Below are 22,474 nucleotides of genomic sequence, written 5' to 3'. Positions count from 1 at the left end.
CGGCACACGACCCGCATCGGCGGCCCCTCGCGGGTCGCACCGTCTGGGGCGAGCATCCTGCTCGCCCCAGACGTGTTTGACCCGGGCAGCTCGCACCGGCACGCACAGACAAAGAGATCAAGCACCTCATGGCCACATTCGTCGACCAAGTGACCCTCCACCTCCGCGCCGGCAACGGCGGCAACGGCTGCGTGTCCGTCAAGCGCGAGAAGTTCAAGCCGCTGGCCGGCCCCGACGGCGGCAACGGCGGTCACGGCGGCGACGTCGTCATCGTCAGCGACAGCGGCGTCACGACGCTGCTCGGGTTCCACCGTGCACCGCACCGCTCGAGCGACAACGGCGGCTTCGGCATGGGCGACCACCGGGCCGGCACCAACGGCGAGACCCTCGAGCTCGTCGTGCCGGTCGGCACCGTCGTGAAGTCCGCCGACGGCGTCGAGTTGATCGACATGGTCGAACCGGGCATGCGCTACGTCGCCGCCGAGGGCGGCATCGGGGGCCTCGGCAACGCGGCCCTCTCGTCGACCAAGCGCAAGGCGCCCGGCTTCGCCCTGCTGGGCACCCCCGGCTGGGCCGGAGACGTCCTGCTCGAACTCAAGGTCGTCGCCGACATCGCGCTCGTGGGCTACCCGTCGGCCGGCAAGTCGAGCCTCGTCGCCGCCCTCTCGGCCGCCAAGCCGAAGATCGCCGACTACCCCTTCACGACGCTGCACCCCAACCTCGGCGTCGTCGAGTCGGGTGACACGCGCTACACGGTCGCCGACGTCCCCGGGCTCATCGAGGGGGCCAGCGAGGGCAAGGGCCTCGGGCTCGAGTTCCTCCGGCACGTCGAGCGCTGCTCGGCCCTGCTGCACGTGCTCGACTGCGCGACGCTCGACCCGGGCCGCGACCCGTTGACCGACCTCGACGTCATCCTCCGCGAGCTCGAGGCGTACCCCGTCCCGGACGGCCAGAAGCCGCTGCTCGACCGCCCGCAGCTGATCGCGCTCAACAAGGTCGACGTGCCCGACGGTCGCGAGCTGGCCGACTTCGTCACGCCCGAGCTCGAGGCCCGCGGCTACCGCGTCTTCGAGATCTCCGCCGTGAGCCACGAGGGCTTGCGCAACCTGTCCTTCGCCCTGGCCGAGGTCGTCGAGGCCAGCCGCGCCGAGATCGCGGCGCGACCCGCGCCTCCTCGCATCGTCATGCGCCCCCGGGCCGTCAACGAGAAGCCCTTCGTCATCAGGGTCGAGGGTGGCACCTACGGCAACGTCTACCGCATCCTGGGCCAGAAGCCCGAGCGGTGGGTCGTGCAGACCGACTTCAACAACGAGGAGGCCGTGGGCTACCTCGCCGACCGGCTCAACGCCATCGGCGTCGAGGACGCCCTGTTCAAGGCGGGTGCACAGGCCGGTTCGACGGTCGTCATCGGCCCCGAGGGCGGCATCGTCTTCGACTGGGAGCCCACCCTCACCTCGACGGCCGAGCTGATGACCAGCGCCCGCGGCACCGACCCGCGCCTGATCCAGAACGACCGCCCGACCCGCAACCAGCGCCGCGAGGAGTACTTCGAGCGCATGGACGCCAAGGCCGAGGCCCGCGCCGAACTCCAGCGTGAACGCGCCGCCGGCCTGTGGACCGACGACGAAGGGTTCCTCGTGAAAGAGGGCGACGACGTCGAAGGCGACGAGCGGGCGTGACCGGGGGCGTCGTCGACCGCGCCGGCCTCGGCACGGCCCGCCGCATCGTGGTCAAGGTCGGCTCGTCGTCGATCAGCGGTGAGAACGCCGGACAGATCGAGCCGCTGGTCGACGCCCTCGCCGCGACCTACGGGCGGGGTGCCCAGGTCGTGCTCGTCTCGTCCGGGGCCATCGCCACGGGCCTGCCGCACCTGCGCGTCGACTCCCGCCCGACCGACCTCGCGACCCAGCAGGCGGCCGCCGCCGTCGGGCAGAACGTCCTGATCTACCGGTACCAGCAGAGCCTGCGCCGCTACGGCATCGTGGCGGGGCAGGTGTTGCTGACCGCCGGGGACATGCAGAACCCGACGCACCGCAGCAACGCCCAGCGCGCCATGGAGCGCCTGCTCGAGCTGCGCATCCTGCCGATCGTCAACGAGAACGACACAGTCGCCACCCACGAGATCCGCTTCGGCGACAACGACCGGCTCGCGGCGCTGGTGTCGCAGCTGGTCGGTGCCGACGCCCTCGTCCTGCTCAGCGACGTCGACGCCCTGTACACCCGCCCGCCGCACGAACCCGGCGCCGTCGCCCTCGTCGACGTGCCCTTCGGCGACGACCTCGCCGGGGTCACCTTCGGCGCGGCCGGTGCGGCCGGCGTCGGCACCGGAGGCGCGGGCACGAAGGTCGCGGCCGCCCGGTTCGCGGCCGAGGCCGGCACCCCCGTCCTCGTGACGAGCGCCGCCAACGTCGCCCGGGCCCTCGCGGGCGAGCAGGTCGGCACCTTCTTCGAGGCGGCGGGAGCCGCGGGGTCGGGACCTGCGGCGGGGGAGCCAGGGACCGCGGGCGGGCGACCGGACTGACCCGCGCCTCCTCGGGGGGTCCGCGCCGCCGCGGTGACCGCCGGAGCGGTCTCGCGGGACGGGGGAGCGGCGCATAGGCTTCGTGCATGTCGCTCATCGATGCCCCGGCCCCGTCGCTCACCGACAAGCTGACCGCCGCGAAGGCCGCCTCCCGCGTGCTCGCCACCGCGACGGCCGACCGCAAGGACGCCGGTCTGCGCGCCGTCGCCGCCGCCCTGCTCGCCAACGTCGACCGGATCGTCGCGGCGAACGAGCTCGACCTGGCGAACGCGCGCGAGAACGGCGTCGGCGCCTCGCTCCAGGATCGCCTGAGGCTCGACTCCGGTCGACTGGCCGGGCTCGCGGCCGCCACCGAGCTGGTGGCCTCGCTGGTCGACCCGGTCGGCGAGTCGGTGCGGGGCAAGGTGCTGCCGAACGGGCTGCGCCTCGACCAGGTCCGCGTGCCGTTCGGCGTGGTGGGAGCCATCTACGAGGCCCGGCCGAACGTGACGGTCGACATCGCCGCGCTCGCCCTGAAGAGCGGCAACGCGGCCGTCCTGCGCGGCGGCAGCGCGGCGCAGCAGTCCAACCGCGTGCTGGTCGAGGTGATGCGCGAGGCCCTCGCCGAGGTGGGGCTGCCGGCCGACGCCGTCGTCACCATCGACGAGTTCGGCCGCGAGGGGGCCGCCGACCTCATGCGGGCCCGAGGGCTGGTCGACGTCCTGATCCCCCGGGGCAGCGCCGAGCTGATCGACACCGTGGTCCGCGAGTCGACGGTCCCCGTCATCGAGACCGGTGCCGGGGTCGTGCACGTCTTCCTCGACGCGAGCGCCGACGAGGGCTGGGCCGTCGACATCGTCCAGAACGCCAAGGTGCAGCGTCCGAGCGTGTGCAACGCCCTCGAGACGTTGCTCGTCCACCGCGAGGCGGCGGAACGCCTGCTGCCGCCGGTGCTGGGTGCCCTGCGCGCGTCCGGCGTGACGATCCACGGCGACGAACGGACGCTCGAGGTCTTCCCCGACGGGGTCCCGGCGACCGACGACGACTGGGCGACCGAGTACATGGGGCTCGACCTCGCCGTCCGGGTGGTGGCCGACGTCGACGAGGCCATGGCGCACATCGCCCGGTGGTCGACGCACCACACCGAGTCGATCGTGACCAACGACCTGGTGACCGCCGAGCGGTTCCTGGCCGAGGTGGACAGCGCCGTCGTCATGGTCAACGCCTCGACCCGCTTCACCGACGGCGGCGAGTTCGGCTTCGGGGCCGAGGTCGGCATCTCGACCCAGAAGCTCCACGCCCGCGGACCGATGGGGCTCGCCGAACTCACGAGCACCAAATGGGTCGTGCGGGGTCAGGGCCAGGTCCGCGGGTAGACTGGCCGACGATCGTCACCGCCTGAACGGGAGAACCCATGCTCGACGCCTCGCTGCTGCTCGCCGAAGCCCACGAAGAACTCGCACCGCTGATCGCGCCGGCACCCGTCATCGCCGGTGTCTTCGCCGTCGCGTTCCTCGTCCTCGGCTACGTGGTGTTCAGCTACCGCGACGTCGCCAACCGTTCGCTGCGCAAGGCGAACAAGCTCGACCACCACGACGGCCCGATCGACGAGTTCGGTCACCCCGAGAACCACTGACCGCCGAGGTCGGCGAGATGGTCGTGGCGGGCGCCACCGTGCCCGACGGCGAGGGCGTCAGGCGACCCCGCGTCGGCATCATGGGCGGCACGTTCGACCCGATCCACCACGGGCACCTGGTCGCGGCCAGCGAGGTCGCGCAGTCGTTCCACCTCGACGAGGTCGTCTTCGTGCCGACCGGTCAACCGTGGATGAAACCCGAGGTCAGCGAGGCGGAGCACCGCTACCTCATGACGGTCATCGCCACGGCGTCGAACCCGACCTTCACGGTCAGCCGCGTCGACGTCGACCGCGAGGGGCCGACCTACACGATCGACACCCTGCGCGACATCCGACGCCTCCGTCCGACGGCCGAGCTCTTCTTCATCACCGGCGCCGACGCCGTCGCACAGATCCTCGACTGGAAAGACGTCCAAGAGCTCTGGGACCTCGCCCACTTCGTCGCCGTGTCCCGGCCGGGGCACGACCTCAGCGTTAGCGGTTTGCCCGAGAGCGACGTAAGCTTGCTCGAAGTCCCCGCACTGGCCATCTCGTCGACCGATTGCCGCGCCCGGGTGGGTCGAGACTTTCCGGTGTGGTACTTGGTCCCCGACGGCGTCGTCCAGTACATCTCCAAGCACCATCTGTATCGGAGCGTTTCATGAGCACGTCCGACGGTCAGCCGCCCCTCACCCGGCGACAGATCCGCGACCTCGAGCGAGCCCGCGAGGCCGGTCAGGCCATCACCGGTGCCGTGCCCGTGGTGCCCGCCTCGACGTCCGCTCCCGCCCCGCGGCCCGCGACCCCCCCCACGGGTGACGTGCCGATGCCGACTCCCGTGCCGTCGGCTGCCGCCCTCCGCGACGTGCCGCCCCCCGCACCCGGCTCGGTCGTCGACCCCGGCACCGGCCTGACCCGCCGCCAGATGCGCGCCCTGCGCGACGCGAGCCAGAGCCGCGACGCCTCCCCAGTGCCTCTGCAGGCACCGGCTCCCGAACCCCGTCGTCCGTTGGCCGACGCGCTCAACACCGTCGACGAGATCGCCCCGGCCGCCGACCGGCCGGCCTCTGCGCCCGGTGCGCCCGCGCCGGCCTCGGCGGCCCTCCGTCCCGCCTCGGCCCCGGTGCCGTCTGCCGTGTCGGACGTCGACCCGTCGGACGACGACGACTCGTCGGACGACGTCCCCGGGCCCCGACGGACGGGTGCGACCGGCGCGGCGACCCCGGTGTCCTCGACCCCCACCCCGACGCCGACGGTGTTCCCGTTCGCCCTGTCCGACGAGCAGGACCGCAGCGGACAGGACTCGCCGAGTGCGCCTCCTGCCCCGTCCCGTCCCCTGTCGTCGGCGCCGCGACCGTCCGGCGTCGGTCCGTCGCGCGACCAGCGCGACGACTCGTCCGACGCCGCGCCCGTCGTCTCGTCCGGCCACTGGTCCACCCAGTCCGACGAGCCCGACGCGGAGTCCGTCCCGGGCCGCCAGCTCGGCACCAGCACCGGTCAGCAGAACGCCTTGATCCTCACCGACGCGCAGGTCGCCGACGTGACCGGTGCGCTGAACGCGACCGGCGAGATCATCATCACGGGCTCGATCGACCTGCCGCGCAGCCTGGCGTCGACCGGCTCGCAGGCACGCATCGACAACTCCGACATGGACCGCATCCTCGAGCAGGGCGACGCCGAGCAGGCGTCGAGCGACGCCGAGCCCGTGCGCGCCAGCCGGGCCATCAGCACGCACACGTCCACCCGCGCCGTCGTGCTGGCCGCGTCGCAGCCCAAGGGCAACCACCTGCCGCTGATCCTCGGCATCTCGGGCGGCGTCGTGGGCCTCGGTATCATCGGCTTGATCATCGGTGGCTTCGCCACCGGGGTGCTGGGCTGAGGCCCGACCCACCCGAACCGACCCCGGTCGGCCCGCATCACCACCTACCCCCTAAGGAACACGTGACAGCCACCCCTCGTGCCATCGAGCTGCTGCAGATCGCCGCACGCGCGGCCGACGACAAGCAGGCCGACGACCTCGTCGCCCTCGACGTGTCCGGCCCCCTGCCCCTGACCGACGTGTTCCTGCTGGCCACCGGCCGCAGCGAACGCAACGTGGTCGCCATCGCCGGCGAGATCGAGGACAAGATGCTCGAGGCCGGCGTCAAGACCCTCCGCCGTGAGGGTCGTGCCGAGGGCCGCTGGGTCCTGCTCGACTTCGGTGACGTCGTCGCCCACGTCTTCCACGACGAGGACCGTCAGTACTACGCCCTCGAGCGCCTCTGGAGCGACTGCCCGACCATCCCGCTCGACGTGCTGACCGAGTCGGCCACCGCTCCGGCCGAGCTCGCAGCCGACGCACCGGCCGAGGCCTGACCGCCCCGCGCCTCCTGGGCCCCGCCGTGTCGGCGGGGCCTCATGACATGCCGCTCACCCCCCGAGGTGAGCGGCATGTCGTGTCTTCTCGGCCGCGCTCGAGCAGGGTCGAGGGCGGGTGAACGTGCGCGGTCGAAAAGTGTAGTAATGTAGACGAGTTGCTTCCGACGGGGTGAAAACCTCAGAAGTGCAGCAGTTCTGGGTCTGTGGCGCAGCTGGTAGCGCACCTGCATGGCATGCAGGGGGTCAGGGGTTCGAGTCCCCTCAGATCCACCAGAACCACCGAAAGCCCCTCCTCGTGAGGGGCTTTCGTCGTTGTCGGGCCGTCTGTTCGAAGGCGTCGGCCGCTACGCCGCTACGAAGTAAACACTCCGCCACGAGATGCCGTGGCGGAGTGTTTACTTCGTGGCGGGTCGCGCGGGTCGGGTGGGTCGTGCCCTCACGCCGACGGGCGCGAGAGGCGCATGAGGCGCAAGAGGCGCAGCGGGCGCGGGTCGCGTCAGACTCGGGCGCGCAGCTCCGCCGACGCCCGGGCCGCGCCCTCGGCGAGCAGACCCTGGTCCGCGTGGACGAGCTCGCCGTCCGCCACGACCGCGTCGCCGCCGACCCAGAGCCGGGCCAGCGGCGGCATCGAGGCGAGCCCCAGGGCGGCCACCGGGTCGGCGATACCCGCGAACTCGACCCCGTCGACGCGCCAGAGGGCGAGGTCGGCGAGCTTCCCGACCTCGATCGAGCCGAGGTCCACGTCGCGTCCGAGCACGCGGGCACCGCCGATCGTCGCCAGGCGCAGGCCCTGCCGGACCGAGAACGCGTCCGCCCCGGAGCGCAGGCGCCCGAAGAGCACCGCCTGCCGGATCTCGGTGCCGAGCTGGCCGGACTCGTTCGACGCAGCACCGTCGACCCCGAGCCCGACGGGCGCCCCCGCGCGCAGCAACGACGCGATCGGGGCGATGCCCGCGGCGAGACGACCGTTCGACGACGGGCAGTGCGCCACACCGGTCCCCGTCGCGGCGAACCGTCCGATCGCGTGGTCGTCGAGGTGGACGCAGTGGGCCATCCAGACGTCGTCGCCGAGCCAGCCGAGGTCCTCCAGGTACTGGGTCGGCGTGCGACCGAACCGCTCGAGGCAGAACGCGTCCTCCTCCACGGTCTCGGAGCCGTGGGTGTGCAGCCGGACTCCGAGCTGCCGCCCGAGGACGGCGGCCTCGCGCAGCAGGTCGGGCGTCACCGAGAACGGCGAGCAGGGCGCGATCGCGATCTGGACCCGCGCGTCACCGGACGGGTCGTGGAACCGCGCCACCGCCTCCTGGCTGGCGCGCAGCGCGGCGTCCGTGGTCTCGACGGCGAAGTCCGGCGGCAGGCCGCCCTGCGACCGACCGAGGTCCATCGAACCCCGGGTGGCGTGCAGGCGCACGCCGACGGTCGTGGCGGCCCGGACGATGCCGCCCAGCAGGTCGCCGGCACCGGCCGGGAAGACGTAGTGGTGGTCGCCGACGGTCGTGCAGCCCGACCGGGCGAGCACGGCGATCGCGGCGGCGGCCCCGGCCTCGACGAGCGGCTCGTCGATGCGCGCCCAGGTCGGGTAGAGCGCGACGAGCCAGTCGAACAGGATCGAGTCCTGCGCGATGCCGCGGGTCAGCCACTGGTAGAGGTGGTGGTGCGTGTTGACCAGGCCGGGGGTCAGCAGGTGGCCCCGGCCGTCGACGCGCTCGACCGCGATCGGTGCGGCATTCGGCCCGGCTGGCTCAGAAGCAGGCCCGCCCGACCCGGGAACCGACCCGGCCGCCGGGCCGGGCGGGGACAGCCCGGCGGTGCACCACGCGGGGGCGGGTCCCGGCCCGACGGCGACGATGCGCGATCCGTCGACGACGACGTGCCCGCCGGCGTGCTCGGTGTCGTGGGAGTCGACCGTCGCGACGTGGGCGCCCTCGACGACCAGGCGCCGGATGGGCGGGGTCACGCCGCCAGCCACGCCGCGATCTCGCCGGCCGCCCGCTCCTTGAGCCCGTCGCTCGCCCCCGAGCACTCGATCGAGCTCAGCGCGCACGCGGCGAGCTGCTCGTCGGAGAGGCCGAGGGTGGTCCGGGCCAACTCGTACTCGGCGAGCACGCCCGGCCCGAACAGGATGGGGTCGTCGGCGTTGATCGAGCACCGCACGCCGGCCTCGACGAGGCGCTTCAGCGGGTGGTCCTCGATCGTCGGGATCACCGAGAGCAACACGTTCGAGGTGAGGCACACGTCGAGGCAGACGCCCTCGGCGGCCAGCCGGGCCATCAGCGGTGCGCTCCGCACGGCCGTCACGCCGTGCAGCACACGGTCGGCACCGAGGACGTCCAGCGCCTCCTCGATCTGGTCCGGGCCGGCGAGCTCGCCGGCGTGCGGCGTCGAGAGCAGGCCCGCGTGCTTGGCGATGCGGAACGCCTCCTCGTAGCGCGCCGCCGGGTTGCCGCGCTCGTCGTTGGCGAGGCCGAGCGAGACGACGCCGCGGTCGGCGTAGGTGGCGGCCAGGTGGGCCAGCTCGTTCGCGGCCTCGACGCTCTCGGTGCGGTCGACCGTGATCATCAGGCCGACCTCGACGCCCCATCGCTCGCCGCTCTCGGCGCAGGCCGCGAGCATCGCCCGCAGCGAGTCGTCGAGGGACCCGAAGGTGGCGACGTAGAACTGCGGGCTCGCCCCGAACTCGACGTAGGCGACGCCCTCGACGGCGCAGTCCTCGATCGCCTCGTCGATCAGGCGGAAGAGGTTCTCCCTCTCGGCCAGGACCACGAGCATGCCCTGGTACGTCGCACTGAACTCGCTGAAGTCGCCGAAGCTGGTCGGCATCGGCACGACGACGCCCGACGCCGCCGCCATGTCGGCCAGCGAGTCGGGGCGGATCGCCGCCTCCATGTGCAGGTGCAGGTGGCCCTTGGGCAGGGCGCGCAGGTCGCGCACGACGGCGCCGGCGGGTGAGGGGGTGGCAGCCGAGGAGGCGCGGGTCGCGTCGGCGGGGGAGGTGGTGGTCACGAGCGGGCTCCGTGGATCAGGGCGTCGACGAACGACGGGAGGAAGAGGTCGGTGTGGACGGCGGTGACCGCCGTCGTGTGGGTCGACGGGTCACCGGTCGGCACGGGGCCGTCCGGGTGCCAGTCGACCTCGGCGCCGTCGGCCGTGCGCAGCACCCGGCCGCGGGTCGCGAAGCCGTCGTTCGTGATGCCGACGGGGCCGGTGACGCTGTCGGCGATCCACTCGGGGTGGACCATCAGCGCGGCGGCGAGTCCGTCGTGCACGGGGCTGACGCGGCGGCCCCAGGCGTTCCGGTAGAAGTCCAGGTAGGTCGCCAGGACGTCGGCGGCGAACGTGCCGGTCGGCGTACCCGAGTCCCGGAGCGCCGCGACGTGCGACTCGTCGGTGATCACCTGCGACGTCGCGTTCACGCCGACCATGAGGCGCGAGGTCGCCGGGGCGGCGAAGACCTCCCGCGCGGCCACGCCGTCGTTCTGCACGTTCGCGTCGACCATGTCCGTGCGGCCGAGGGGAGGGAACGGCCCGCTGCCGCCCATGATCGTCACCGACCGGAAGAGGGTCAGGAGGCGCGGCTCGGCCCTCAGCGCCAGGGCCACGTTGGTGAGCGGCCCGAGGGTGAGCAGGTCGATCTCACCCGGGGACTCCCGGGCGACCTCGACGAGGCGTCCGGCCGCCGGGGTGTCGAGCAGCACGCGCGGGAGCGGCCGGTCGGCGACGACGTCACCGAGACCGTCGTGACCGTGGACGTAGTGCGCGATGTGCGCCTCCGCCTCGAGTGGGCCCTCCGCGCCCCGGGCGACCGGGACGTCCTCGAGCCCGACGAGCCGAAGCACGTGTCCGACGTTCCGCAGGGCGTCGTCGACGACGCAGTTGCCGTAGACGGCGGTGATGCCGACGATCTCGACGTCGGGCTGTGCGGCGAGCCAGAGCAGCGCGAGGGCGTCGTCGATGCCGGTGTCGGTGTCGACCAGCACGCGGCGCGTCACGAGGCGGTCGCCTTGCCGGCGTTGGGGCCCCACTTCGCGAGCACCGCCGTCTCGACGAACGTCGTGACCGTGTAGAGCACGATCGAGACGAGGGTGATCAGCACGACGATCGCCCAGATCTCGCCGTACTGCGACTGCGACTTGGCGGCCGTGATGGCGGCGCCGAGGCCCTCGTAGGTGAACAGCCACTCGTAGAGCATCGCGCCGGTGATGGCTCCCGGCACGGCGATGCGCATCGAGGCGAAGAAGTACGGCAGGGCGGTGGGGAACGCGACCTTGCGCATGATCGTCCACCGGCTCCCGCCGTAGACCCGGATGAGGTCGACCGACTGGGCGCTGACCGAGCGGAAGCCGAGGGTCAGGTTCACCAACAACGGGAAGAACACGACCACTCCGCCGATGAAGCCGGCGGTGACGATGCCGTTGCCCAGCACGAGGTAGATCACGGGTGCCATCGCGAGCAGCGGGACGGTGCGCAGCAGCATGGCGATCGGCATGAACATGAACTCGACCGGGCGGATCAGGGTGAACACGACCGCCACGACGAGGGACCCGCCGACGCCGAAGACGAAGCCGATCGCGGCGTGCCACAGGGTCACGCCGAGCAGACCGGCGATGTGCACGCGGTTCTCGGCGGCCGTGGTCCGACTGAGTTCGGAGTCGACGAAGAACCAACGGAACACGTCGGCCGGGGTCTTCGCGATGAACGCGTTGGCCTGCAGCACGACGATGGCGAGGTTCCACAGGATGCCGAGGATGATCGCCGAGATCGCGATCGTCAGCACGGTGCGGCCGATGCGCCGCAGGACGAACCGGGCCGTCGAGGAGGCGCTGGTCGAGACCGCGGGTGCGGTGACGCGGGTGCCGGTGCCCGTGGGCAGGGTCGTGGCCATCAGAACCCCTCTCCGGCGCGGCTGTCGCCCGCCGACCAGGGCGTGACCAGTCGGCTGATCCGCCCGATGACGAAGTAGGCGATCCCGGCGATGCCGCCCGAGATCAGGGCCAGCGCCCAGAGCTTGACCGACGCCGCCGTGGCCTGCGCCGCGAGCAGCAGGATGCCGAGGCCCTGGTCGACGCCGATGAGGAAGTACTCGCCGAGCACCGCCCCGAGGAACGCCGCGGGTGCCGCCAGCTTCAGCGCCGCGAGGATGCTGGGGAGGGCGGCGATCAGACGGACCTTGACCAGCTGCGTCCAGCGCGAGCCGCCGTAGGCCGTGATCACGTCGAGCTGGGTCTCGCTCGCGGCCCGCAGGCCGAGCAGGGTGCCGATGACGGTGGTGAAGATCACGCTGAGCGCGGCCAGGAAGATCGACGTCGTCCGGCCGCCGGCGGGCGACATGAGCGTGACGATCGGCGCGATCGCCGTCAGCGGGATGCACGAGCAGACCACCGCGAGCTGGGTCGAGAGGCCCTCGAACCACGGCACGAGCAGCACGGCGAAGGCCAACGCGAACGCGATGAGGTTGCCCCAGAGGAAGCCCCACGCCGCGCTGCCGGCGGTCGCGCCGATGGCGCGCCAGTAGACGAGGTCGCTGAGGTCGGTGACGAGCTGGACGAGCACCTGGCCGGGTGGGGGCACCGAGCCCGTCACCGAGAAGAGCGTGACGGCCACGACCTGCCAGATCGCGACGATGAGCACGATGCCGACGAGGGCGCCGACCCACGGCGGGGCAGCGGCCATCGAGCCGAGCACCGACCGTCGCTCGCGACCCCGGACGGTCTCGGCCTGGAGCGCCACGCTCTGGCCCAGCTCCGCCTCGACCTCGCGCTCGGCCGTCTCGCGGGGCGAGGTGTGCAGGTCAGTCATCGGCGGCCGCCCCGTGCGAGCCGAACAGGATCTCGGAGATGCGGTCGACGTACGCGTGGAACTCAGGCGTGCGGGTCAGCTCGGGCAGGCGCGGTCGGGGCAGGTCGATCTCGACCACCTCGGCGATGCGGCCGGGCCGGGCGCTCATCACGGCGACGACGTCGGACAGGAACACGGCCTCGGCGATGCCGTGCGTCACCATGAGCGTCGTGGCGGGCTTCTCGCCCCAGATGCGCAGCAGCTCCACGTTCATGCGCTGCCGCGTCATGTCGTCGAGCGCGCCGAAGGGCTCGTCGAGCAGCATGATGGTCGGCTGCACGGCGAGGCAGCGGGCGATCGAGACGCGCTGGCGCATGCCGCCCGACAGCTGCGCCGGCTTGGCCTTCTCGAAGCCCTTCAGGCCGACGAGGTCGATCAGGTCGTCGATCAGGCCGGCCGGGGGAGTCAGCCCGGCGACTTCGAGCGGCAACCGGATGTTGTTCTCGACGCTGCGCCAGGGCAGCAGGGCCGAGTCCTGGAACGCGATGCCCGTCTCGTGCCCGCGCTGCACCTCGGCCGCGGTCTTGCCGTTGATCACGACGCTGCCCGAGGTGGGCGTCTCGAGCCCCGCCAGGATGCGCAGGATGGTCGACTTGCCGCAGCCCGAGGGGCCGAGCAGGCTAAGGAACGAGTCCTTCTTCGTGCCCAGGTCGATCTGCGTCAGGGCCTGCACGCTCTTCCGGCCGAGCTGGAACGACTTGGTCAGCCCCTGGATGTTGATGCCCGTGGCGAATTCGGGTCGGCCGGCGGGGTCTCCCGTGGCCGTCGTGAGCGGCAGCGTGGTGCGCGCGGTCGTGGTGCCGTCCGTCATGGTCATGCCGTGGGGATCTCGAAGGTCGTGACGAGGTCGGGGTTCTCCTCGTAGACCTCCTTGATGATGCTCAGGTCGAAGAGGTCGTCGGCCGACACGTCGGTGCCCATGGCCTTGAGCGAGGCGATGTTCTCGGCGACCAGCTCGTCGGTCATCGTGAACAGGCCGTTGGCGTTGACGTCCTCGGTGAGGATCAGCGTGTTCTGCGCCTCGGCCTCGGCCGTCTGCTCCTCGACGTCGAGGTCCTGGTCCTTGCCGTACTTCTCGGCGGCGTACTTCGCGCTCTGCTCCGGGTCCTTCACCGCGTCGGTCCAGCCCTTGATCTCGGCGACCAGGAAGGCCTTGAGCATGTCGCGCTCGTTGTCGATGGTGTCCTGCGTGACGGTGAAGGTCTCGGCGACGAACGGCAGCCCGTTGTCGGCGAAGCCGAGCACGACCGGGGTGAAGCCGTCCATCTCGGCGAGGATCGGCTCGTTCGTGATGTACGACATGTGCGCGTCGTAGGCGTTCGTCTCGAGCGGGGCGATGTCGTACTGCGTGGCGACGAGTTCGACGTCGTCCAGCGTCATGTCGTTGGCCTTGAGGAAGCCCTCGAAGATCGTCTGGTTGCCGCCGGACTGCACGCCGATCTTCTTGCCCTTGAGGTCGGCCAGGGTGCGGATCGGCTCTCCCTCCTCGAGCGAGAGCAGGCAGAACGGGTTCTTCTGGAACGTCGTGCCGATGATCTTGAGGGCGGCGCCCTGGGCGACCGAGGGGCCGGTGAGCGAGGCCGACGACAACCCGACCTTGGCCTGCCCGGCGAGCAGCGCCTCCTCGGCTCCGGTCTGCCCGCCGCCCGCGAGCAGCGTGACCTCGCTGAAGCCGGCGTCGGTGTAGTAGCCCTTCTCCGTGGCGAAGTACTCGCCCGCGAACTCGATGTTCTTGATCCACGAGAGCTGGACGGCGATGGTGCCGAACGACCCGCCCGACGCGGCCCCGCCGGTCGCCGCGCCCGTCCCGGCCGACGAGTCGGTGCAGGCGGCGAGCAGGGCGGTCGTGCCGACGACGAGGGCGGCCGACCCGCCCAGGCGCAGGAACCCGCGGCGGTCGAGGGAGGTGGAGCGGAACGCGGGAGGAACGGAGAGAGGGCTCATGGGGGAACTCCTGAGGTTCGTTCGGGTGAGGTGTCGAAAAGCTAGACCCGGACTGTTTCATCGTCGTTTCGGTCGTGTTGCCGTCGTCGCCGACCTCGCGAGACGTTAGTTTCGGGGTCATGGCCACGCGCGAGTCGTCCGACAAGAGGGCCGAACTGCTCGAGCGCGTCGTCGACCACGTGCTCGAGAACGGCGTCGGCCAGCTCACCCTGCGCGCCCTCGCGACGGCGGTCGGCTCGAACAACCGCATGCTGCTGTACTACTTCGGCAGCCGCGAAGAACTGGTCGTCACGGCGCTGCACGGGGCCGAACGGCGGTTCCCGGGCATCGTCGGGGTCGTGGACCACCTGGCCGGGCCGGACCTGCCGCTCGACCAGCGCCTCCTCGCCGTCTGGCGGACGGTGTCCGATCCCGTCAACCAGCCCTTCAACCGCCTGTTCTTCGAGGTGTTCGGCCTCGCGAGCTTCGATCGCGAGCGCTACGCCTCGCTGCTCGGCGACATCGGCTCCGAGTGGGTGGGTCAGGTGGCGGCCGCGTACCGCGCCGAGGGCGTCGAGGAGGCGCGGGCCGAGTCGCTCGCGCACGAGACGGTCGCGCTCTGGCGCGGTCTCCAGGCGACGCTGCTCAGCGCCGGGGCGAGCGCGGCCGTCGACCGCGCGGCCGTCGACGCGACCGCGGCGCTCGTCGCCCGCGTCCGCGCCGCCGCCGTCCCCGCCTGAGGGGAGCCCCGTGTTAAGACCTTGTTTCGGGGCTGGACTCTGGGTGAACCATCCGGTTCACTGACGGCATGAAGCAGATCCGTCTCGGTGTGTTCGAAGTCGCCGGCCCCCAGGTCGGCGGCACCCTCAGCTGGTCCCACCCGCGCAGCGACTCGCTCGGCTACCACGGGCTCGACCTGTGGATCGGCATGGCGAAGCTGCTCGACGCGGCCGGCTTCGACTTCCTGTTCTTCGCCGACGGGTTCGGCTACCCGTCGGTCGACGGCGACCTGCCCGAGACCGCGGCGCGGGGCGGCATCAACTTCCCCGGCATGGACCCGGCCCTGCTGATCCCGACCCTGGCCCGCGAGACCGAACGCCTCGGCTTCGTCGTCACCTCGTCGACCGGCCTCGACCACCCCGTGCAGTCGGCCCGCCGCTTCGCCACGCTCGACCACCTGACGGGCGGCCGCATCGGCTGGAACATCGTCACGGGCGCCTCGCAGAACACCGTCGCCGAGCTGTTCGGCCACGACCAGATGCGGGGCCACGACGCCCGCTACGACCAGGCCGACGAGTACGTCGACCTGGCGATGACGCTCTGGGAGGGCTGCTGGGAGGACGGCGCGTTCCGCGGCGACGCCGAGGCGGGCGTCCTCGCCGACCGAGACCGGATCCACCGGGTCGAGTTCGCCGGTGAGCACTTCCGGTCGTCCGGCTACTTCACGGTCGCCCCGTCGCCGCAGCGGACGCCCGTCCTGTTCCAGGCCGGCACGTCCGACCGGGGGCGCGCCTACGCCGCGCGCAACGCCGAGTGCGTCTTCGTGCAGGGCACGACGGTGCCGAAGACGGCCGCGAACGTCGCCGACATCCGCGCGAAGGCGGCCGCCCTCGGCCGCGACCCCGAGTCGGTCAAGATCATGGTCGGGCTCACCGTCACGGTGGCCCCGACCCACGACGAGGCCGTCGCGCTGCGGAAGGAGTTCGACGACCTCCAGACCGACGAGGTCGTCGCCGTCCTCTACGCGGGCAACACGGGCATCGACCTGCTCTCACTCGACCCGTCCCGCGACCTGACGCAGCTGCAGGACGACGGAGGCCCCGTGGGGCAGATGGGTCAGAGCAACATCGACCGGTTCCTGCCGAAGGACGGTTCGCCGGCCCCGACCGTGCGCGAGATCCTCGACGACCTGCGAGGCAAGGGCACCCGGGGGCTCCAGCTGGTCGGCGACCCCGCGGAGGTCGCGGACGAGCTCGAGCGGCTCGTCGACGAGACCGACCTCGACGGATTCCTGATCGAGCCGATCTTCGGCACGGCCGACCTGGCCGACTTCGCCGACCTCGTCGTGCCCGAACTGCGTCGCCGCGGCCGGATGCCGGCCGAGCCGGCCACGGGCACGCTGCGGGAGCAGATGCTCGGCCGCCCCGGCGCACACCTCTCGGCCGACCACCCGGGTGCCCGCTTCGCGGTGGTGCCGGCGACGGTCTGACGCCGGCCCGGACGCCGCCGACGCCGATCCCGCGACGGGTGGCGCGCCTCCTCGGGGGCCGTGTCCCGGACGCCCGGGGCGCTCTGGGCGTGCGGTTGATCGGGGGAGGCGCGGCTCGGCTCAGGAGGCGCGTCCCGCCCAGGCGCGGATCGCCGGGTACAGCTCGGGCAGCGTCCCCGCGCGATGCGTCGGCCGGGCGTCCGCGGAGGGGAACCGCTCGACCAACGCGGTCGGCGAACCCTGGGCGGCGGCCGGTTCGAGGTCGTTCGGCCAGATGTCGCCCACGCTGAGCAGACGGTCGGGGCGGCCGGCGAGACCCGCGTCGGCGCGGAGCCGGTCGAGAACGGCGGGCAGCCCGGACGGTTTGCGCGCGTCGGTGACGATCTCGTCGACGCGGTCGGCGAGGCCCAGTCGTTCGAGGGGCTGGACGACGCCGTGCTCGGGGGAGTTCGTCACGAGCACGACGTGCACGCCGTCGGGCAGCGAGTCGAGCAGTTCGGCGAGTCCGTCCGGCGCCTCGATCTCGAGGCGGCCGTCCGCGAGGGCCGCCCGGGCCCCGGCGTACGCGGCCGAGCGGGCCGCGTCGGCGACGCCGAGGGCGCGCGAGACCCGCTCGGCGACGACGTACCCGTCGGGCGATCCGTCGGCCTCGGCCAGGGCGGCCTCCACCCCGGCGGGTTCGTCGGCGAGCGGGCTGCCGACGAACCGGGCCAGCGCCGCTTCGACCAGCCGGGGTGGGTGCCGCTCGTCGGTCGCCGCGAGGGCCTCGTCCAGGAGGCGCGCGTAGGTCAGGACGGCGCCGTCGCCCAGGCAGACGGTCCCGTCGAAGTCGAGCACGAGGACGTGGGTGGTGGTCATCCGTCGATCCTGCCCCACCCGCCGACATCGGAGTGTGGGAGGGGCCGTGGCGCGGCCGGTGGGACTGGGAGCGCGCCAAGGAATGCTGTGGGCCGTCTGTGCATTCCCTCCGCGTCGACGCGGGCGCGATAGAACGGGAGCATGAGCAACGAGCAGGACACCACGCCCACCCCCGACGACCGCCCCCGCCCCGCGTACGGCGAGTACGCACCGCAGTCCGCCGGACAGCAGCCGGCAGGCGACCAGGGTCAGCAGGCCGGGCAGGCCCCGGGCCCGTCGGGCACGGTGCCGGATCAGGGCGATCAGTCGGGCGCGCCGTACGGCCAGCCCGGCTACGGCCAGCCCGGGCCGCAGGCCACGCCGACGACGGGCACCCCGGGCCCCGGCGGCATCGGCGCCTTCGCGGGTGCGGGCTACCCCCAGGTGCTCGCGTCGTTCACGAAGTACGAGGACGCCCAGTCGGCCGTCGACCTCTTGTCGGACGAGGGCTTCCCCGTCGAGAGCGTGTCGATCGTCGGGCATGACATCCGGACCGTCGAGAACGTGTCGGGTCGGTTGACCTCGGGCAAGGCCGCGGGACGCGGTGCCGGTGGCGGAGCGTGGTTCGGCCTGCTGCTCGGCTTGCTCTTCGGCATCTTCGCCCCGTCGGGTGCCTGGATCGGCGTGCTGCTCGTCGCCGTCGGCCTCGGTGCGCTGTGGGGAGCGCTGTGGGGCTTCGTCGGCCACAAGATGCTGCGTGGTCGTCGCGACTTCTCGTCGGTCCGCACCATGGAGGCCGGCCGGTACGAGGTGCTGGTCCGTGGTGAACTGGCCGCCCGGGCGCACCAGACGCTGGCGCAGGGTCGCAAGGTCGCCTGAGCGACGCCACCCGCGCCTCCTCGGTTCCGCCGTTCCGCGCCCGCCCCGTTCGTCGGGGCGGGCGCGGTCGCGTCTCCGTCCGCCGTGGCCCTGTCGTTGGGGCACCAATCGTTGGTAGACTAACCATCATGACGAGACCCGAGCGGCACCACGACCACGGCAGCAGGTTCGGCGACCTGGTCGAGCGCATGAACGCCCGACTGCGTCCCTACATCGGCGGCGCGCAGCTGGGATTGAAGAACGAGGCGCCGGCGGTGGCCCCCCAGCACGGTGGCACCTGCCCGCTCTGCGGCGCCCCGATGGACGAGCACGTCGTCGACCGCACGGGCGTCCGCACCATGGTGCACTGCCCGGCGCCGCGGGCATGAGCGCCGCCGGCGCCGATCCGCTCGAACTCGAGAGCCAGATCTGCTTCGCGCTCTCGGTCGCCTCGCGGGGCGTCGTGGCGGCCTACCGTCCGGTGCTCGAGCCGCTCGGGCTGACGCACCCGCAGTACCTCGTCATGCTGGCCCTCTGGCAGCACGCACCGCTGTCGGGTCGTGAGCTCAGTCGTCTGCTGCGGCTCGACCCGGGCACGCTCAGTCCGCTGCTCAAGCGGCTCGAGGCCCAGGGCATGCTCACCCGAGCGCGCCGGGCCGACGACGAACGCGCGCTGTCGATCGAGCTGACCCCGGCCGGTGCCGCGTCGAGGCGTGAGGCCGAGAGCATCCCCGCCCGCATGATGGCGCGGCTCGGGGTGACGCCCGACGAGCTCGTCGTGCTGCACCGCACGATGACGAAGCTGATCGCGGCCGCCGACGCCGAGGGCGACTGACCCCCTCGGCTCGCCGTGCCTCAGCGCAGCGGCGCGGGGACGCTCGCCGAGCGCGACCACACGACGTCGACGGTGCGCCCGAGGACGCGGGTCGCGATCTCGCCCGCCAACGCCTCGCGGAAGTGCGACGCGGCCCGCTCGTCCGAGACCACGACGTCGACCCGCAGACCCGCGAGCTCGTCGGTCACCAGGGCGGGACCGTCGGCGAAGCGCACGAGGTACTGGTGGTCCGTGACGGGGACGTTCTCGTAGTGGTCGCGGAGGCTCTTCTCGAGCAGGCGGACCGAGTGGATTCCGTCCTTCGGCTTGACGAGGGCGCTGAGCGAGATCATGCGTCGATGCTCCACCCCGGGGGCGACCGGTGCGTGAACAGGACGTGACGGGCGCCTGTGCGTCCACCGCGCCTCCTCGGTGGGTCGGCCGTACGCGCCGACCGCACGGCCGGGACCGGGCGGGAGGCTGTGGCCGAGCAACGGCCACGGCCGGGCGGGCGGGCGGTCGGGGCCGATCAGGCGGCGGGGGAGCCGCCCGACTCGGCCACGAACTCGTCGACGGTCGTGTCGATCAGCCGCCACGAGCGGGAGAAGGCCTCGTCGGCGTCGCCGGCCCGGATCGCGAGGGCGAGGTCGAGGTGCAGTCCGGCCGCCGCGGGCGTGTACTCGGTGATGGTGAAGCGGCGTTCTTCGGTCCGGGTGCGCAGCAGGGCCTCGACGGTGGACGCGAAGTGGCCGATGACGTCGTTGCCCGAGCCCCGCAGCACGGCGGTGTGGAACGCGACGTCGGCCTCGAGGTAGGCGCGGCCGTCACCGGACGCGGCGGCGGCGACCATGGTGCGGGCGGCGTCCTCGACGGCGGAGGCCTGGTCGGGGGTGAAGGCGAGCGCGCTCAGTCGGGCCGCGACCGGCTCGAGCCCGAGCCGCAGCTCGAGCAGTTCGCGCATCTGGACGAAGTACTCGGGACTGCGACCGCGCCAGAGGATGATCTGCGGGTTCATGAGATCCCACGAGGTGCGGGGGAGCACCTGCGTGCCGATGCGCTGACGCGGCTCGACCATGCCGAGCGACTGCAGCACGCGCAGGGCCTCGCGCAGCACCGACCGGGACACCGTGAAGCGGACGGCCAGGTCGTCGAGGTTCAGGATGGAGCCCACGGCCAGTCGACCGTCGACGATCTCGCTTCCGAGGACGTCGACCACCCGGGCGTGCAGGCCGCGTTCTCGTGATGCTGCGAGGCCGGGGGTCATCGACGACTCCTTGATCGAGGGGGGTGGGCAGGCAGGTGGCGGGGTGGTGCCGACTGTGGCACACTCCATAAGTCTGATTATTCACACTAATCAGATTCGTTCGTGGGACAAGACTGCCAGACATCCGTCCGGCGCCGACGGACGACAACCCCCCGGGCTCCGGCCCACGACGAAGAGGTCGCAGTGAAGCGTCCTCGGAAGGACGCGACGGAATGCACCTCCTCGCAGCGGCCACGGCCGCCCCCACGCCCTCGGGCACCGACGCGCAGTTGATCATCGCGGCCCTCGTGGGCATCGTCGTGATCGTCGGCCTCATCACCTGGCTCAAGGTCCACCCCTTCCTGGCGCTGCTGCTCGGCGCCGTCGGGGTCGGCATCGGCGCCGGCCTCGCCCCGGGCGACGCCGTCACGAGCTTCGGCACGGGCTTCGGATCGACCATGACGAGCGTCGGCATCCTGATCGGGCTCGGCGCGATGTTCGGCAAGCTGCTCAGCGACTCGGGCGGAGCGGACCGCATCGTCGACACCCTCATCTCGCGCTCGTCGCAGAAGGCGCTGCCCTGGGTGATGGCCCTGATCGGCGCGCTGATCGGCCTGCCGATGTTCTTCGAGGTCGGCCTCGTGCTGCTGATCCCCGTGATCGTGCTCGTCGCCCGCCGGTCGGGCCTGCCGCTCATGCGCATCGCGATCCCGGCGCTCGCCGGCCTCTCGGCGATGCACGCCCTCGTGCCCCCGCACCCCGGCCCGCTGCTCGCCGTCTCGACCGTGGGCGCCGACCTCGGCCTGACGCTCGGCCTCGGCGTGCTCGTCGCGATCCCCACGGTGATCGTCGCCGGCCCGCTGTTCTCGACGCTCGCCGCCAAGTGGGCGCCCGTGCCGGTCCCCGACCTCTTCGTCTCGAAGGAAGAGGACGGCGGCGAGGGCTCGGCCCGCAGGCGCCCGAGCTTCGTCAACGCCCTGATCGGCATCCTGTTGCCCGTCGTGCTCATGCTCGCGCGCTCGATCCGCGAGGCGGCGCTGCCCACGGCGACCGGCTCCTGGGTCGACCTGCTCGAGTTCCTCGGGACGCCGATGGTCGCGTTGACCGTCGCCGTGCTCTACGCGATGGTCTTCTACGCCCGCGCCGGGGGCATGGACAAGGCCGCCGTGTCGAAGACGCTCGGTTCGTCGCTGCCCGACGTCGCCGGCATCCTGCTCATCGTCGGCGCCGGTGGCGGGTTCAAGCAGGTCCTGATCGACACGGGCATCGGGACCGTGATCGGTGACGCGGTGTCGGAGTCGGGCGTGAGCGTCCTGCTCGTCGCCTGGGTGGTCGCGGCGCTCGTCCGCGTCGCCACCGGGTCGGCCACCGTCGCCACGGTCACGGCCGCCGGCATCATGGCCCCGCTCGCCGCCGACATGTCGACCCCCGAGGCGTCGTTGCTGGTGCTCGCCATCGGTGCGGGCTCGGTCTTCCTGTCGCACGTGAACGACGCCGGCTTCTGGCTGATCAAGGAGTACCTCGGCACCACGGTCGGCCAGAACTTCAGGACCTGGAGCCTGATGGAGTGCGTCCTCAGCCTCACGGCCCTCGCCGGGGTCATGCTCGCGAGCGTGTTCATCTGATGACCGTCCTCGAGAACGCGGACCGCGCCTCCTCGGCTGCCGCGCCGGATGCGGGAGGCGCGGTGCCGGCGGGCGGTCCGTACGCCGCCGACCCCGTGCTCGTCGTCATGGGCGTGTCGGGTTCGGGCAAGTCGACCGTCGCGGCCCTGCTCGCCGAGCGGCTCGGCTGGGACTCGTACGAGGGCGACGACCTGCATCCCGACGAGAACGTCGAGAAGATGGCGGCCGGCACCCCGCTCGACGACGACGACCGGGCACCCTGGCTCGACACGGTCTCGTCCTGGATCGTCGAACACGCCCTGGCGGGCGTGCCCGGCGTGATCACCTGCTCGGCGCTGAAACGGAAGTACCGCGACGTGCTGCGCGAGCACAACGTCGTCTTCGTCTACCTGCGCGGCAGCCGCGACCTGCTCGGCGACCGCATGGCCGCCCGCGAGGGCCATTTCATGCCGACCGCCCTGCTCGACTCGCAGGTCGCGACGCTCGAACCGCCCGAGGCCGACGAGCGGCACGTCGTGGTCGACGCCGGCCGGTCGCCCGAGGACGAGGCCGACGACGTCATCCGGGCGCTGGGGCTGACGCCGGTCGCCTGAGCCGGGCCGCGCCTCCGTCCCTCCTGCCGGTGCCGTGACCGGGGCTCGAGTGGGCAAGAGATGC

Annotated in this window: 24 protein-coding genes and 1 tRNA gene; 15 read left to right on the top strand and 10 right to left on the bottom strand. The window is 72.3% G+C overall.

The genetic code is table 11. From position 1 onward, the window contains the following. Positions 1–128: 128 nt before the first annotated feature. The 8 genes from obgE (at position 129) to IFT79_RS00680 (ending at position 6,746) form a co-directional block, all read left to right on the top strand. Positions 129–1,679 (top strand): GTPase ObgE, encoded by a 1,551-nt coding sequence (obgE, locus tag IFT79_RS00715; RefSeq protein WP_123571841.1) that lies wholly within the window; start codon positions 129–131, stop codon positions 1,677–1,679. Further along, positions 1,676–2,521, top strand: a complete 846-nt coding sequence (proB, locus tag IFT79_RS00710) for a glutamate 5-kinase (protein WP_159826900.1) — start codon at positions 1,676–1,678, stop codon at positions 2,519–2,521. Before obgE ends, proB begins: the two co-directional genes overlap by 4 nt. Positions 2,522–2,607: 86 nt before the next feature. Then, on the top strand, positions 2,608–3,876 hold the full coding sequence (locus tag IFT79_RS00705; RefSeq protein WP_056048302.1) for a glutamate-5-semialdehyde dehydrogenase: 1,269 nt from the start codon (positions 2,608–2,610) through the stop codon (positions 3,874–3,876). A gap of 38 nt (positions 3,877–3,914) precedes the next feature. Beyond that, the gene (locus tag IFT79_RS00700) at positions 3,915–4,136 is read left to right on the top strand and encodes a hypothetical protein (protein ID WP_056048301.1); all 222 of its coding nucleotides are present in this window, start codon (positions 3,915–3,917) and stop codon (positions 4,134–4,136) included. A gap of 17 nt (positions 4,137–4,153) precedes the next feature. Further along, a complete protein-coding gene (gene nadD / locus IFT79_RS00695) occupies positions 4,154–4,780 on the top strand; it encodes a nicotinate-nucleotide adenylyltransferase (protein ID WP_082060195.1) in 627 nt (208 codons plus the stop codon). Then, positions 4,777–5,994 (top strand): hypothetical protein, encoded by a 1,218-nt coding sequence (locus tag IFT79_RS00690; RefSeq protein ID WP_192122664.1) that lies wholly within the window; start codon positions 4,777–4,779, stop codon positions 5,992–5,994. Before nadD ends, IFT79_RS00690 begins: the two co-directional genes overlap by 4 nt. 62 nt (positions 5,995–6,056) lie before the next feature. After that, complete coding sequence (rsfS, locus tag IFT79_RS00685; RefSeq protein WP_192122663.1) at positions 6,057–6,470, top strand: ribosome silencing factor; 414 nt, start codon at positions 6,057–6,059, stop codon at positions 6,468–6,470. Positions 6,471–6,670: 200 nt separating this feature from the next. After that, a tRNA-Ala gene (locus tag IFT79_RS00680) sits at positions 6,671–6,746 on the top strand. Positions 6,747–6,969: 223 nt separating this feature from the next. On the opposite strand, the gene IFT79_RS00675 is transcribed toward IFT79_RS00680, so the two are convergent. From IFT79_RS00675 to IFT79_RS00645, 7 genes are read right to left on the bottom strand one after another with little or no spacing between them, the layout of a single operon-like run. After that, positions 6,970–8,430 carry an 8-oxoguanine deaminase gene (locus tag IFT79_RS00675; protein WP_192122662.1) on the bottom strand — a complete coding sequence of 487 codons (1,461 nt, stop codon included), beginning with the start codon at positions 8,428–8,430 and terminating at the stop codon, positions 6,970–6,972. Further along, positions 8,427–9,476, bottom strand: coding sequence for an adenosine deaminase (gene add, locus IFT79_RS00670; RefSeq protein ID WP_199859365.1), 1,050 nt, complete (start codon positions 9,474–9,476; stop codon positions 8,427–8,429). The genes IFT79_RS00675 and add overlap by 4 nt, the downstream gene beginning before the upstream one ends. After that, positions 9,473–10,462, bottom strand: a complete 990-nt coding sequence (locus IFT79_RS00665) for a nucleoside hydrolase (RefSeq protein WP_192122661.1) — start codon at positions 10,460–10,462, stop codon at positions 9,473–9,475. The genes add and IFT79_RS00665 overlap by 4 nt, the downstream gene beginning before the upstream one ends. Continuing rightward, positions 10,459–11,355, bottom strand: coding sequence for an ABC transporter permease (locus IFT79_RS00660; RefSeq protein ID WP_192122660.1), 897 nt, complete (start codon positions 11,353–11,355; stop codon positions 10,459–10,461). The genes IFT79_RS00665 and IFT79_RS00660 overlap by 4 nt, the downstream gene beginning before the upstream one ends. Then, complete coding sequence (locus IFT79_RS00655) at positions 11,355–12,269, bottom strand: ABC transporter permease (protein WP_056048290.1); 915 nt, start codon at positions 12,267–12,269, stop codon at positions 11,355–11,357. Before IFT79_RS00655 ends, IFT79_RS00660 begins: the two co-directional genes overlap by 1 nt. After that, the gene (locus IFT79_RS00650) at positions 12,262–13,125 is read right to left on the bottom strand and encodes an ABC transporter ATP-binding protein (RefSeq protein ID WP_192122659.1); all 864 of its coding nucleotides are present in this window, start codon (positions 13,123–13,125) and stop codon (positions 12,262–12,264) included. The genes IFT79_RS00655 and IFT79_RS00650 overlap by 8 nt, the downstream gene beginning before the upstream one ends. After that, positions 13,122–14,252 carry an ABC transporter substrate-binding protein gene (locus IFT79_RS00645; protein WP_056048287.1) on the bottom strand — a complete coding sequence of 377 codons (1,131 nt, stop codon included), beginning with the start codon at positions 14,250–14,252 and terminating at the stop codon, positions 13,122–13,124. Before IFT79_RS00645 ends, IFT79_RS00650 begins: the two co-directional genes overlap by 4 nt. A gap of 119 nt (positions 14,253–14,371) precedes the next feature. Between IFT79_RS00645 and IFT79_RS00640 the strand changes: the two genes are divergently transcribed. Together IFT79_RS00640 and IFT79_RS00635 are read left to right on the top strand one after the other, a co-directional pair. After that, positions 14,372–14,971, top strand: coding sequence for a TetR/AcrR family transcriptional regulator (locus IFT79_RS00640; protein WP_056048284.1), 600 nt, complete (start codon positions 14,372–14,374; stop codon positions 14,969–14,971). A gap of 68 nt (positions 14,972–15,039) precedes the next feature. Beyond that, positions 15,040–16,440 carry an NtaA/DmoA family FMN-dependent monooxygenase gene (locus IFT79_RS00635; protein WP_123571833.1) on the top strand — a complete coding sequence of 467 codons (1,401 nt, stop codon included), beginning with the start codon at positions 15,040–15,042 and terminating at the stop codon, positions 16,438–16,440. Positions 16,441–16,560: 120 nt separating this feature from the next. Here the strand turns inward: IFT79_RS00635 and IFT79_RS00630 are convergent, their stop codons facing one another. Beyond that, positions 16,561–17,298: an HAD family hydrolase gene (locus IFT79_RS00630; protein WP_056048278.1), complete on the bottom strand. Its 738-nt coding sequence runs from the start codon at positions 17,296–17,298 to the stop codon at positions 16,561–16,563. A 141-nt stretch (positions 17,299–17,439) separates the two neighbouring features. Between IFT79_RS00630 and IFT79_RS16085 the strand changes: the two genes are divergently transcribed. The 3 genes from IFT79_RS16085 (at position 17,440) to IFT79_RS00615 (ending at position 18,970) form a co-directional block, all read left to right on the top strand. Next, positions 17,440–18,156: a general stress protein gene (locus IFT79_RS16085; protein ID WP_249407719.1), complete on the top strand. Its 717-nt coding sequence runs from the start codon at positions 17,440–17,442 to the stop codon at positions 18,154–18,156. Between the two features lie 128 nt (positions 18,157–18,284). Continuing rightward, a complete protein-coding gene (locus tag IFT79_RS00620) occupies positions 18,285–18,524 on the top strand; it encodes a hypothetical protein (protein WP_056048275.1) in 240 nt (79 codons plus the stop codon). Then, entirely contained in the window at positions 18,521–18,970 is a 450-nt protein-coding gene (locus tag IFT79_RS00615) for a MarR family winged helix-turn-helix transcriptional regulator (RefSeq protein WP_056048272.1), read from the top strand. Before IFT79_RS00620 ends, IFT79_RS00615 begins: the two co-directional genes overlap by 4 nt. 20 nt (positions 18,971–18,990) lie before the next feature. Here IFT79_RS00615 and IFT79_RS00610 read toward each other — a convergent pair whose 3' ends face one another. Both IFT79_RS00610 and IFT79_RS00605 read right to left on the bottom strand, forming a co-directional pair. Then, positions 18,991–19,302 (bottom strand): hypothetical protein, encoded by a 312-nt coding sequence (locus IFT79_RS00610; protein ID WP_056048270.1) that lies wholly within the window; start codon positions 19,300–19,302, stop codon positions 18,991–18,993. Between the two features lie 176 nt (positions 19,303–19,478). Further along, positions 19,479–20,213: a FadR/GntR family transcriptional regulator gene (locus tag IFT79_RS00605; RefSeq protein ID WP_162234613.1), complete on the bottom strand. Its 735-nt coding sequence runs from the start codon at positions 20,211–20,213 to the stop codon at positions 19,479–19,481. Positions 20,214–20,425: 212 nt separating this feature from the next. Between IFT79_RS00605 and IFT79_RS00600 the strand changes: the two genes are divergently transcribed. Continuing rightward, positions 20,426–21,817 (top strand): GntP family permease, encoded by a 1,392-nt coding sequence (locus IFT79_RS00600; RefSeq protein WP_056048264.1) that lies wholly within the window; start codon positions 20,426–20,428, stop codon positions 21,815–21,817. After that, complete coding sequence (locus tag IFT79_RS00595) at positions 21,817–22,410, top strand: gluconokinase (protein ID WP_082452443.1); 594 nt, start codon at positions 21,817–21,819, stop codon at positions 22,408–22,410. The genes IFT79_RS00600 and IFT79_RS00595 overlap by 1 nt, the downstream gene beginning before the upstream one ends. The last annotated feature ends 64 nt before the right edge of the window (positions 22,411–22,474 follow it).

Source organism: Frigoribacterium sp. CFBP 8759 (assembly GCF_014841655.1).
GTDB lineage: Bacteria > Actinomycetota > Actinomycetes > Actinomycetales > Microbacteriaceae > Frigoribacterium.
Note: the sequence above shows the minus strand (reverse complement) of the source record. Positions and strands in the feature narration are given on the sequence as shown.

Excerpts from the sequence above, each read along its gene's own strand:
- nadD (WP_082060195.1), top strand. The coding sequence starts at position 4,154 with ATGGTCGTGGCGGGCGCCACCGTGCCCGACGGCGAGGGCGTCAGGCGA.
- IFT79_RS00660 (WP_192122660.1), bottom strand. The coding sequence starts at position 11,355 with ATGGCCACGACCCTGCCCACGGGCACCGGCACCCGCGTCACCGCACCC.
- IFT79_RS00635 (WP_123571833.1), top strand. The coding sequence starts at position 15,040 with ATGAAGCAGATCCGTCTCGGTGTGTTCGAAGTCGCCGGCCCCCAGGTC.
- IFT79_RS00610 (WP_056048270.1), bottom strand. The coding sequence starts at position 19,302 with ATGATCTCGCTCAGCGCCCTCGTCAAGCCGAAGGACGGAATCCACTCG.
- IFT79_RS00620 (WP_056048275.1), top strand. The coding sequence starts at position 18,285 with ATGACGAGACCCGAGCGGCACCACGACCACGGCAGCAGGTTCGGCGAC.
- IFT79_RS00645 (WP_056048287.1), bottom strand. The coding sequence starts at position 14,252 with ATGAGCCCTCTCTCCGTTCCTCCCGCGTTCCGCTCCACCTCCCTCGAC.
- IFT79_RS00640 (WP_056048284.1), top strand. The coding sequence starts at position 14,372 with ATGGCCACGCGCGAGTCGTCCGACAAGAGGGCCGAACTGCTCGAGCGC.
- IFT79_RS00705 (WP_056048302.1), top strand. The coding sequence starts at position 2,608 with ATGTCGCTCATCGATGCCCCGGCCCCGTCGCTCACCGACAAGCTGACC.
- IFT79_RS00630 (WP_056048278.1), bottom strand. The coding sequence starts at position 17,298 with ATGACCACCACCCACGTCCTCGTGCTCGACTTCGACGGGACCGTCTGC.
- IFT79_RS00600 (WP_056048264.1), top strand. The coding sequence starts at position 20,426 with ATGCACCTCCTCGCAGCGGCCACGGCCGCCCCCACGCCCTCGGGCACC.
- IFT79_RS00605 (WP_162234613.1), bottom strand. The coding sequence starts at position 20,213 with ATGACCCCCGGCCTCGCAGCATCACGAGAACGCGGCCTGCACGCCCGG.
- IFT79_RS00655 (WP_056048290.1), bottom strand. The coding sequence starts at position 12,269 with ATGACTGACCTGCACACCTCGCCCCGCGAGACGGCCGAGCGCGAGGTC.
- IFT79_RS00595 (WP_082452443.1), top strand. The coding sequence starts at position 21,817 with ATGACCGTCCTCGAGAACGCGGACCGCGCCTCCTCGGCTGCCGCGCCG.
- obgE (WP_123571841.1), top strand. The coding sequence starts at position 129 with ATGGCCACATTCGTCGACCAAGTGACCCTCCACCTCCGCGCCGGCAAC.
- IFT79_RS00700 (WP_056048301.1), top strand. The coding sequence starts at position 3,915 with ATGCTCGACGCCTCGCTGCTGCTCGCCGAAGCCCACGAAGAACTCGCA.
- IFT79_RS00650 (WP_192122659.1), bottom strand. The coding sequence starts at position 13,125 with ATGACCATGACGGACGGCACCACGACCGCGCGCACCACGCTGCCGCTC.
- IFT79_RS00690 (WP_192122664.1), top strand. The coding sequence starts at position 4,777 with ATGAGCACGTCCGACGGTCAGCCGCCCCTCACCCGGCGACAGATCCGC.
- IFT79_RS16085 (WP_249407719.1), top strand. The coding sequence starts at position 17,440 with ATGAGCAACGAGCAGGACACCACGCCCACCCCCGACGACCGCCCCCGC.
- IFT79_RS00615 (WP_056048272.1), top strand. The coding sequence starts at position 18,521 with ATGAGCGCCGCCGGCGCCGATCCGCTCGAACTCGAGAGCCAGATCTGC.